Below are 10378 nucleotides of genomic sequence, written 5' to 3' on the forward strand. Positions count from 1 at the left end.
GGTCACGCGCGCGGACCGGACGGGGGGGGGATCAGAGGGACACGGCAAAGATTTTCTCGCCGGGGGTGTGCTTGGCCGCCTTCCCGGTACGGCGGTGGGAGCGGGCGCGCCCCCGCTCGGCACCGAGGTAGTGCCAGGGCGCCCACTCGTGACCGCCCCACGGGGAGAGCCAGTTGGTGAAGGACACGTAGATCAGTCCGCCGGGCCGGGTCACCCGCACCATCTCGCTGAGGAACGTCTGCGGGTCGGCCACGTGCTCCAGGACGTTGGACGAGAAGCAGACGTCGGCGACCCCGTCGGCCAGCGGCAGCAGGTACCCGTCCGCGACCACGGACCCCTCCGGCGGCGTCGGGCCCAGCTCGGCGGCGTCCGGCTCGAAGAGGTACGCGTGCGCGCCCCGCCGGCGGAACTCCGCGGTGAAGTAGCCGCCCCCGCCGCCGACGTCGACGACCGTGCGGCCCCGGACCGCGCCGTACGCCTCCACCTGGTCGGCGGCGTCCCGGGCGAGGAGCGAGTAGCAGGCGCCGGGGTCGTCCTGCTCGTGCAGGAAGGCCCGGAAGAGGGCGAGGGAGCGGCGCACGGAGGGGTCCTTGAGGCCCGTCCCGCCGCCCCGGCCGGCGCTCCGGGCATCGGCAGCGCGGCCCGCCCCGCCCGGCGCTCTCACGGCGTCCAGCCCCGCACCGCCTCCGAGGCCACCGCTCCGAACCGGCGCACGGTGTTGTTCCAGCGGTACTCGGCGGCGCGGTCGCGGGCGGCGCGGCCCATCACGGCACGGCGGTGACCGCTGAGCGCGAGGGTGCACCATGCGGCCGCGAAGGAGGACTCGCCGCGTGCCAGGACGCCCGTCTCGCCGTCCACCACGGAGTCCCGCAGCCCGGGTACGTCGAAGGCGACCGCCGGGGTCTGCCGGGCCGCGGCCTCGGTGACCACCAGGCCCCAGCCCTCGACCGCCGAGGGATGCAGCAGCAGCCAGGCGGCGCACAGCAGCCGGTGCTTCTCGGCCTCGGAGACCCGGCCCACGAACTCCACGCCAGGACCGGCGAGTTGTTCGAGCCGCTCGCGCTCCGGGCCGTCGCCGACGATCACCAGCCGGCCCCCGGTGACCGGGCGCACCCGCTCCCACAGCCGCAGCAGCAGGTCGATCCGCTTGTACTCGACGAGCCGCCCCATCGCCAGGAACAGCGGCTCGGGCGAGCGCGGGGCCCGCGGCCCCGGCTCCTCGACCCCGTTGTGCACGACCCGGATCCGGTCGCGCTCGACCCCGATCGCGCGCAGGGCGGTGGCCGTCGAGGGGGAGACGGCGACCACCAGGTTGCGGCGCTGCGCACCGGTCAGCGCCCAGTGCTCCAGTCTCCGGCCGAGCCGGGCGGCCGGTGCCAGCGCCCCGCCGAACCGCATCCGCCACAGATCGGTGTGGACGTGGTTGACCAGGCACAGCGTGGGGCCGTGATGCCACAGCGGGGCCAGGTACGGCATGCCGTTGCACACCTCGACCAGCAGGTCGCAGTCACCGACCTGACGGTGGAAGGCGGAGCGGGCGCGCAGGTAGTGGCCCAGGTCGCCGCCCGCCGACACGACCCGGTAGTCACGGTAGGAGGCGGGGCCTCCGCACAGCAGCGTGACCTGGTGGCCCAGCCGGGTCAGTCCGTCGGCGAGCCGGTCGACGAGCAGCTCGGAGCCGCCGGCGGCGGGATTCCCGAGGTCGCGGTGGGCGAGGAAGACGATGCGGCGCGGGTGTGGGGGGAGCGCCGGAGGGTACTGCGCGGAACGCGGGAACGCGTCACGCAGCGAGGAAGGTACGTGCTGGGGCATGGGTGCTCCAACTCGTCTCAGGGTGCGGAACTCAGCGTGGGGGGAAGGGCGTGGAACGGGTGCGGATCGTGGGGACCGCCGGTCGGCCGCTCGGGGCGGCCGGCCGGGGGAGTGCAGGGGGCCGGCTGTGGTGGGGTTGTGAGCGGGCTGTGTTCGGGTGGGGTGGACAGTTTTCGCCCAGCGGTTCGATGTAGCTACTCACCGGCATGACAATTTCCGGGCTTTGTGGAGCTGACGGCACATCACTTCGTGAGGGTTGAACGGGAGAACTCGGGAGAATCCGGACGCGGACGCCCGCGAAGCACCAAAACGGCACCCGCGGCCGCGAGGAGCAACCCGAGCACCCCGGCTCCCACCGGCAACGTCTGCCCCACCATGCGCAGTTGGCCGCTCTCGGCCTTCGCCTGCTTCACCTGGTCCTTCTGGGTGGCGGTGGTGAAGGCGAGCTTCCTGCTGTCCAGGAGCACCGCCGCGTCCTTCTTCGCGCCGGGGGCGCGGAGCGTCTTGCGCGGGCCGACCTGCGCGTAGAGCACCCGTCCGGTGCGCTGGTCGACGACGAGCTCGACGAGGTGGTTGGCGTACCACTCCTCCGCGAGCACCTGGCTGCGCTCCGGCTGCCCGACGATGGCGCCCGGCACCAGCCGGGTCCCGGTCCTGGTGGCCGGCACGGTTCCGGTGAAGCGGTAACCCTCGTACCCCTGCACCTTCCTGGTGTCCCGGTAGTGCAGGGTGACCGTCGAGCCCAGCGAGTTGTCCCACCAGCGGTAGGCGCGTTTCTGCACGTCGAAGGGGAACTTGAGGTAGGCCTCGCCCTCGATGTGCGGCTTCTCGCGGCAGCAGTGCACGGGGGCGTTGGTCCGCCGGTCGGTGACCCACCGGTGCGGCACGAACTCCAGCGCGTCGTGGGGGTCGGCCGCGGGCAGCGACTCGTCCGTGTCGACCGTCGTCGTCACGTCCCAGACCGCCCGGCCGCTGCGCTCGCTGTCGGCCACGTCGCCGCGCACCCGCTGGGTGACGGTGATCTTCCGGCCCGGCACGGTCTCGACCTCGTTCACGTCGAAGACGCTGCCGGTGCCGCTGTAGATCGCGGTGGTGTCGATGTCGACGGGGTTCACCGCGGCGCGTGGCTGCACGTACCACGCGAGCATCGGGGCCAGGACGAGCAGGAAGGTGCCGAGGCCCAGCAGGATCAGGGAGAGGGGTGTGGCTGTCCGGCGCATCCGGGCACTCCAGGGGCTCGAGTCGGCTCGGCACACGCGTGATACGGGGTGGTACGGGCGGATACGCGTGCGTCGACACCAGGAGGGAAAGTGCACGTGCGGTATGGGCCGGGAACCGTAGGCGCACCCTTGACGAAGTGTCAATGCATTGTCGAGACTGGGCACTTGCCGGACGGGGCCGGCGTGGGGCAGCACCGCTCGGCCTGACCGGCGCGGGCGACAGGGGTGGGGACGACCTCCGACAGAGAGGCTGACCCTGCGATGTCCAGACTGCTCGCCGCCGCGTTGACCGTCGTGGCCGGCGCCGCCCTCGCCGTGGGTGCCGCGCTCGGCATCGTGGCGCTGCTCGACGCGACCCCGGACCAGCCCGACACCCCACTGATCACGTACGAGCATGCCGCCCGGGAGCGCTGACCGTGGCCTCCCGCCCGGGGACGGTCACCGCCCGCTCGGCCTGGCGTGACGTCCCGCGCCTGCAGGTACGGGAGTTCGCCGCCCTGGCGATGGCGGAGGCGCCGGTGCTCGCGGAGGAGATCCTGCGCGAGATCCGCCGGGAGTACCCGCACCTGCCCGTCGTGCTCGACGACTCCGGCGAACCGATGGCACTGATCGGCATCCGCCGCGCGATCGAGGTCTTCGTCCAGCACCTGGAGACCGCCGAGGGCCGCCCGCGCGTTCCTCCCGAGGTCTTCCAGGACTTCGGTCGCGGCGAGGGACTGAACGGGCGCAGCCTGGACTCGCTCCAGGCGATCTACCGGCTGGGGGTGCGGCTCGCCTGGCGCCGGTTCGCCGAGATCGGGCAGCGGGTCGAGATCCCGCCACCGGCCATGTACGAACTCGTCGACGCGGGCTACGAGTACCTCGACGGGCTGGTCGACCAGTCCGTCCGCGGCTACGCCGAGGCCGCCGCCCGCCAGGCCGGGGAACGCCTGCGGCTGCAGCGCCGCCTGATGGAGCTGCTCCTCGCCGAGCACAGCCGGGGCGACCCCACCGACGCGCTGGCCGAACGCGCGGCCCGGATCGGCTGGTCACTGCCCGCCAAGGTCGCCGTCGGGGTGCTGCTGCGCCCGGCCCGCGAGGCCGTCGCCCCCGCGGTGAGCCAGGGCGTCCTGCTGGACATGGAGTACGAGCAGCCCCGCATGGTCGTGCCCGAGCCGGATGCGGCGGGCCGGCCCGAACTGCTGCACCGCGCGCTCACCGGCTGGGCCGGCGCGATCGGGCCGCCGGTGCCGCTGGTCGACGCCGCGAAGTCGCTGCGCTGGGCGGAGGCGGCGGTACGGCTCATGGAGCGGCGGCTGCTGCCGGGCGGCGAGGTGCTGCACTGCACGGAGCACACCGAGGCGCTGGTCCTCCTGCAGCCCGAGGAACTCATCGACGATCTCGCCCTGCGCTGCCTGGCCCCCCTCTCCCACTGCGGCCCGACGCACGGGCGCCGCCTCGCGGAGACCATGCTCGCCTGGCTGGAGACACGGGGCGGCGCCCCCGAGGTCGCCGCCCGGCTCGGGGTGCACCCCCAGACGGTCCGCTACCGCCTGCGGCAGATCAGGGAGTTGTGGGGCGACGAGGTCGACGACCCCGACCGGCGGTTCGAGCTGGAGCTGGTCCTGCGGGCGCAGCGGCTCCGGGGCGAGCTGGGCGACCCGCGCGCCCGCCGCTGACCGAGCCGTGCCGCCGCTCCGCCCCGTTGCGGTCGGTGCCGCCGCTCCGCCCCGTTGCGGTCGGTGCCGTCGCTCACCGAGCCGGTGCCGCCGCCGACCTGGCAGGTGCCGGCGCGCCGTCGTGCCGTCCGCGCCTCCGCCTCCGTGCCTCGGTGCCGGCAGCAGCGGCGGCCGGGAGCCCATTGCCCGGCCCAGCCCACTATGACTAGCCTGTGTTCGTCATCCCGATCGTCTGTTGAAATTTCGAACACAAGGGAGGGGCCGCTCGTGGGACGCCTCGTACCTGCCGTGACCCGCGCTCTCGACATACTCGAGCTCTTCCTGGACGGAGACGGCACGCTCTCCGCGCCCGACATCGTGCGCAGGCTCCAGCTGCCGCGCACCACCGTGCACGAGCTGGTCACCACGCTCGCCGCCCGTTCGTACATCGTGCAGGTGCCGGGTCAGCCCGGACGCTACCGCCTCGGGGTGCGGCCGTACCAGCTCGGCAGCCGGTACGCCGAGCAGCTCGACCTCGCCGCCGAGGGCCAGCAGGTCGCCCGCTCGGTCGCCGAGACCTGCGACGAGACGGTGCACGTGGCCATCCTCGAAGGCACCGACGTCATCTACATCGCGAAGGTGGACTCCACGCACGCCGTGCGCATGGTGTCCGCCGCCGGGCGCCGGCTGCCCGCCCACTGCACCTCCGTCGGCAAGATGCTGCTGGCCTCGCTCCCCGACTCCGAGCTGAGTTCGCGCATCCCGGACGACTCGGCGCTGGCCGCGATGACGCCGAACAGCATCACCGAGCCCGCCGCCCTGCGCGAGGCCCTCGCCGAGATCCGCCGGCGCGGTGTCGCCGTGGAGAGCCGGGAGTCCAACCCGGACGTGAGCTGTGTCGCGGCCCCGGTGCGGGACCGCACCGGGCAGGTCGTCGCCGCGCTCTCCATCTCCGTGCCGATGATCCGCTGGAGCGACGAGCGCCTCGGCGAGCTGGAGCAGCTCGCCGCCAAGGGTGCCGCCGAGCTGTCCGAGCGGCTCGGCCACCGGAGCGTGGGATGACCGCCGAGGTCGCCGTACGCGCGTACGCGGCCCTCGGTGAGGGGCCGACCTGGGACACCGCCGCGCAGCGGCTGATCTGGGTCGACATACTCGGCTCCCGTGTCCACACCTACGACCCTGCGACCGGCCGCCGGACGGTGACGGTCACCGAGCAGCACGTGGGTGCCGCCAAGCCGCGTGCGGGCGGCGGCCTGGTGGTCAACCTCCGTGACGGCGTGGGGCTGTACGGGCCGCCGGGCGCGGGGGAGGGCTTCCGCTGGCTGCACCGCGAGCCGGTCCCGGGCCGCCGCGGCAACGACGCGGCCGTCGCGCCCGACGGCTCGTTGTGGGCCGGGACCATGCGGTACGACGAGGCGCCGGGCGGCGGCACGCTGACCCGGATCGCGCCCGACGGCACCGTGCGGACCGTCCTCGGCGACGTCACCGTCAGCAACGGCACCGGGTGGAGCCCCGACGGCCGGCTCCTGTACTACGTCGACTCGCCGACCCGGCGGATCGACGTCCTCGACCTGGCCGACGACGGACTGCCGGCCGGCCGGCGGACGTTCGCGGTGATCGAGGAGGGTGCCGGCTTCCCCGACGGGCTGACCGTCGACGCCGACGGCTGTGTGTGGGTGGCCCTCTGGGACGGCGGTGCGGTCCGCCGCTACACGCCGGCCGGCGTCCTCGACCGGGTCGTGGACCTGCCCGTCGCCCGGCCCACCGCCTGCGCGTTCGGCGGCGGGGGACTGACCGACCTGTACATCACCACGGCCCGTACGGGGCTGCCGGCGCCGCATCCGCTGTGCGGTTCGGTGCTGGTGGTCCCCGGAGCCGGGAAGGGGCTGCCGCAGCCCGCGTTCGCCGGCTAGGGGGTGTCGCTCCAGGCCGCTGCGTCTACACCGGCATCCACGAGCCCGGCCACCCCACCGCCGACGAGGCGGGCCTGCGCGGGGACGTCCTGGACCTGGTGAGGGAACTCGGCGTCACCGCCGTGCGCTACCCCGGCGGCAACGTCGTCTCCGGCCGCAAGTGGGAGGACTCGGTGGGTCCCGTCGGGGAGCGGCCCCGCCGGCTCGACCCGGCCTGGCGCTCCACCGAGACCAACCGCTTCGGCCTCTCCGAGTACATCGGCTTCCTCAGGAAGATCGGCCCGCAGGTCGAAGTCGCCCTGCACGGGCTGCGGCTGACGTCGCTCGTCGAGCACACCGCGCTCGCCGACGCCGATCCGGAGGCCGGGAACACCCTCGACGAGCCGGAGCGGGTGACGCCGCACCCGGTCGAGGGGACCACCCTCCGGGACGGCACGTTGAACGCCGTCCTGGAACCGCTGTCCTGGAACGTGATCCGGCTGGCCTGACCCCGCACGACGGCCGGGCGAGTGCACCACCGTCCCACGACTCCTCCGGCGCGATCCCCGTGAGCCGCCCGCCACCCCCTGGCGGCGGCGGGCGGCTCACGAGGAGAACGGGGCACGGGGGGAAGCGGGGGCGGCAGCGATCGCCCCCGCTTCCGGCATCCCGTGGGGGGTCAGCCGACCTGGTTGTACACGGCGCCGGCCGCCGGCCAGCCGGCGGGCTGCGGCTGGGCCTGCGGTTGCTGGGGTGGCTGCGGCTGGGTGTAGCCCCGGACCTGGGCGGCGGTCAGTCCTCCGGCGACGCCGAGCCCCGCCGCCCTGTCGCCGTACGTGGCGCCGTACGGGCCGTCCGTCGCGGCGGGCCGGGGGGCCTGTCCGGCCGCCGCGGCCTGCGGCTGCGGGCCCTGGGCCGCCGCGGCCATGCCGGGCATGCCGGTCTGGGCGACGGCCGTCAGCCCGGCGGCGGGTGCCGGTGCCATGGCGGGCATGGCCGCGGCCGGCGCGGGCATCACGGCGGCGGGTGCCGGAGCCGGGGCCAGACCCGGCATGGCACCGGGCGCCTGGCCGGGCCAGGCGCCGGCCTGCGCCGCCAGCCCCTGCATGCCTCCTCCGTTCGTCGCCCCGACCAGCCGGTCCACCGCCGCCGTGCCCGAGCTGTAGCTGGTCCCGGTGCCCGGCTCGGGCACGGCGGCTCCCCTCCTGGTCCCGTAGAGCACCTGTTCCAGGCCGGACACCAGGCGACGGACGTCGACCTGGGGGCGCACCACGAGCCGCAGGAAGCGGCTGGACGATCCGATCTTGTTGCCGCATTCGCGGACCAGGATGCGGTGCTCGGTGAGCAGCCGGTCGCGGACCACGGTGCCCTCCGCGCCCACGGGCAGGCGTACGAAGAGGAAGTTGCCCTGCGACGGGTAGACCGTCAGGCCGGGCAGGGCGGAGAGGTGGCGGGCCATGTCGAGCCGGTCCCGGCGGACCATGTGCAGGCTCTCCAGGTACTCCGGGCCGTGCTCCTTGAGCATGAAGACCACCGTCTCCGCGAAGGAGTTGAGGTTCCACTTGGGCAGCATGGAGCGGACCTTGCCGGCGAGCGCCGGGTTCGCGACCAGGTAGCCGAAGCGGATGCCGTGCAGCCCGAAGTTCTTGCCGAGGCTGCGCAGCACGATGACGTTGGGACGCATCACCGCGTCCTCCACCACGCTCGGCTCGGACTCGGCGTCGGCGAACTCCAGGAACGACTCGTCGATGACGATCAGATCCAGGTCGGCCATCGCGTCCATGAACTGGACGACCGAGTGGCGCGGCAGGAAGCCGCCGTCGGGGTTGTTCGGATTGCACAGGACGGCGACGCGCGTCCCGCGGGCCCGGATGAACTCGGCGTACTGGGCGAGGTCGAGGGCGAAGCCGCTGGACTCCTGCAGCGGGAACATGTCGACCCGCTTGCCGGTCTCCATCGGCTGGTCCGTCCACCGGCCGAAGGTGGGGACCGGGATGGCGAGCGACTCGCGCACCAGCAGGTGGTCGATCCAGGTGATGAGCTCGGTCGAGCCGTTGCCCATCGCCACGCACTGCGGCGGCAGCCGGAGCAGGTTGCACAGCTCGGCGGTGATGGTGTCGGCGCTGCTCGGGTAGTACGTGATGATCTCGCGCAGCCGGCCCGCCAGGTCGTCGAACATGGCGGGCGTGGGGAAGTACGGGTTGCACGGAATGCAGAAGTCCACCGGACCGGCCCCGTCACCCTCGCGCGTCAGCGCGGCCATCGAGGGGCTGTGCGCCGCCGTGCTGCGGAACAGCGAGGTGACGTTGTCGGCCATGGAACCTCCGTAGGGGGCGGGCCCGGTGGGGGAGCACGGGCCCTCCGTCTCGGGTGGCCCGTGCGGGGGAGCACGGGCCGCCCTCTCATACGGATACGGAGGTGGCGCTGTTCAACTCGTGTGCGTTCGGTGAGAGTTCGGCGCCCGAGGCAACGGAAGTCCCCCGGAAGGCGTCGGGCGCGCCGGTGAATCGGGTCCGGGCCGCCTGTGGAGCGTCAGGCCCCGAAGGAGTGGACGGTCGTCGTCCGGTAGGTCTGACCGGGTCGCAGCACCGTGGACGGGAACGACGGCTGGTTCGGCGAGTCCGGGAAGTGCTGCGTCTCCAGGCACAGCGCGTCGCCCTGCCGGTAGATGCGGCCGCCGGTGCCGACCAGCGTGCCGTCGAGGAAGTTGCCGGAGTAGAACTGCAGTCCCGGTTCCGTCGTCGCGATCCGCAGGGTGCGCCCGGAGGACGGGTCACGCAGCGCCGCGACCTGCTCGGGCCTGGCCGTACTGCCCTTGTCGAGCACCCAGTTGTGGTCGATGCCCTTGCCGTACAGGAGCTGCTGGTGCGCCTCCCGGATGTCCTCGCCGATGGTCTTGGTACGGCGGAAGTCGAAGGGGGTGCCCGCGACCGGGGCCAGGTCGCCGGTGGGGATCAGGCCCGAGTCGACGGGGGTGTAGCGGGAGGCGGCGATGCTCAGCTCGTGGTCGTAGATCGAACCGCTGCCCTCTCCCGCCAGGTTCCAGTAGACGTGGCTGGTGAGGTTGACGACGGTGGCCTTGTCGGTGGTGGCCTCGTAGTCGATGCGCCAGTCGCCGTGCCGGGTCAGTGTGTAGGTGACCTTGACGCGGAGCGTGCCGGGGTACCCCATCTCGCCGTCGATGCTCGTGTAGTGCAGGACGAGGCCCACGTCGGAGCCCGCGGTGAAGCCCTCGACGTCCCACACCCGCTTGTCGAAGCCCTTGTCGCCGCCGTGCAGGCTGTTCTCCCCGTCGTTGACGGAGAGCTGGTGCGGCGTGCCGTCGAGCGTGAACCGGCCCTTGGCTATGCGGTTGCCGTAGCGGCCGATCAGCGCCCCGAAGTAGGGGCTGGAGGCGACGTAGTCCTCGATGGTGTCGAAGCCGAGGGACACGTTCCGGTAGCGGCCGTGCCGGTCGGGGATCTCCAGGGACTGGACGATGCCGCCGTACGACAGGACCTTCAGCCGTGTGCCGCCGTTCGCCAGCGACCAGCGGTGGACCTTCGTGCCGTCGGCGAGCCTGCCGAACAGCTCCTTCACCGGCTTCCTGCCGGCCGCGCCGTGCGCCGTGCCGGCCGTGGCGGCGGTGAGTCCCGCGGCCGCGGCCGCTGCGATGACCGTGCGTCTGCTCGTTTCCATATAGCGGCTCCTGAAAGAGGTGCGGGGGGCCCTCCCGAACCCCCCCCCCCCCGACCCCCCAACCCACCCCTCCTTTTTTTCCCCCCTCCCAACCCAACCCCCCCCCCCACCCCCCACCCCTTCCTACCCTCCTCCCCCC

8 protein-coding genes and 2 pseudogenes are annotated in these 10378 nt (G+C 73.3%); 5 read left to right on the forward strand and 5 right to left on the reverse strand.

From position 1 onward, the window contains the following. Nucleotides 1-34: 34 nt before the first annotated feature. The 3 genes and pseudogenes from ACZ4NT_RS01630 to pgfA form a co-directional block, all read right to left on the reverse strand. A pseudogene (locus ACZ4NT_RS01630) lies at nt 35-547 on the reverse strand (class I SAM-dependent methyltransferase); the annotation flags it as partial. A gap of 113 nt (nt 548-660) precedes the next feature. Further along, nucleotides 661-1812 (reverse strand): glycosyltransferase family 4 protein, encoded by a 1152-nt coding sequence (locus ACZ4NT_RS01635; RefSeq protein WP_467722649.1) that lies wholly within the window; start codon nt 1810-1812, stop codon nt 661-663. Between the two features lie 242 nt (nt 1813-2054). Next, a complete protein-coding gene (gene pgfA, locus ACZ4NT_RS01640) occupies nt 2055-3032 on the reverse strand; it encodes a cell envelope lipid trafficking protein PgfA (RefSeq protein WP_467722651.1) in 978 nt (325 codons plus the stop codon). 261 nt (nt 3033-3293) lie between these two features. Here pgfA and ACZ4NT_RS01645 point away from each other — a divergent pair, with 261 nt between their 5' ends. From ACZ4NT_RS01645 to ACZ4NT_RS01665, 5 genes and pseudogenes are all read left to right on the forward strand, one after another. Continuing rightward, the gene (locus tag ACZ4NT_RS01645) at nt 3294-3446 is read left to right on the forward strand and encodes a DUF2613 family protein (protein WP_121403211.1); all 153 of its coding nucleotides are present in this window, start codon (nt 3294-3296) and stop codon (nt 3444-3446) included. 2 nt (nt 3447-3448) lie between these two features. Further along, on the forward strand, nt 3449-4690 hold the full coding sequence (locus ACZ4NT_RS01650) for a PucR-like N-terminal domain-containing protein (protein ID WP_121403212.1): 1242 nt from the start codon (nt 3449-3451) through the stop codon (nt 4688-4690). 267 nt (nt 4691-4957) lie between these two features. Further along, nucleotides 4958-5731: an IclR family transcriptional regulator gene (locus ACZ4NT_RS01655; protein WP_467722654.1), complete on the forward strand. Its 774-nt coding sequence runs from the start codon at nt 4958-4960 to the stop codon at nt 5729-5731. Then, nucleotides 5728-6582: an SMP-30/gluconolactonase/LRE family protein gene (locus ACZ4NT_RS01660; RefSeq protein WP_121403214.1), complete on the forward strand. Its 855-nt coding sequence runs from the start codon at nt 5728-5730 to the stop codon at nt 6580-6582. The genes ACZ4NT_RS01655 and ACZ4NT_RS01660 overlap by 4 nt, the downstream gene beginning before the upstream one ends. A 14-nt stretch (nt 6583-6596) precedes the next feature. Continuing rightward, a pseudogene (locus ACZ4NT_RS01665) lies at nt 6597-7070 on the forward strand (alpha-L-arabinofuranosidase C-terminal domain-containing protein); the annotation flags it as partial. 170 nt (nt 7071-7240) lie between these two features. Here the strand turns inward: ACZ4NT_RS01665 and ACZ4NT_RS01670 are convergent. After that, on the reverse strand, nt 7241-8878 hold the full coding sequence (locus tag ACZ4NT_RS01670) for a pyridoxal phosphate-dependent aminotransferase (protein ID WP_467722655.1): 1638 nt from the start codon (nt 8876-8878) through the stop codon (nt 7241-7243). Between the two features lie 215 nt (nt 8879-9093). Further along, on the reverse strand, nt 9094-10239 hold the full coding sequence (locus ACZ4NT_RS01675; RefSeq protein ID WP_467722657.1) for an aldose epimerase family protein: 1146 nt from the start codon (nt 10237-10239) through the stop codon (nt 9094-9096). Between the last annotated feature and the right edge of the window lie 139 nt (nt 10240-10378).

The organism is Streptomyces sp. NPDC026417 (genome assembly GCF_055567695.1).

Coding starts and splice junctions, on each gene's coding strand:
- ACZ4NT_RS01635 (WP_467722649.1), bottom strand. CDS start 1,812: ATGCCCCAGCACGTACCTTCCTCGCTGCGTGACGCGTTCCCGCGTTCC.
- pgfA (WP_467722651.1), bottom strand. CDS start 3,032: ATGCGCCGGACAGCCACACCCCTCTCCCTGATCCTGCTGGGCCTCGGC.
- ACZ4NT_RS01645 (WP_121403211.1), top strand. CDS start 3,294: ATGTCCAGACTGCTCGCCGCCGCGTTGACCGTCGTGGCCGGCGCCGCC.
- ACZ4NT_RS01660 (WP_121403214.1), top strand. CDS start 5,728: ATGACCGCCGAGGTCGCCGTACGCGCGTACGCGGCCCTCGGTGAGGGG.
- ACZ4NT_RS01670 (WP_467722655.1), bottom strand. CDS start 8,878: ATGGCCGACAACGTCACCTCGCTGTTCCGCAGCACGGCGGCGCACAGC.
- ACZ4NT_RS01675 (WP_467722657.1), bottom strand. CDS start 10,239: ATGGAAACGAGCAGACGCACGGTCATCGCAGCGGCCGCGGCCGCGGGA.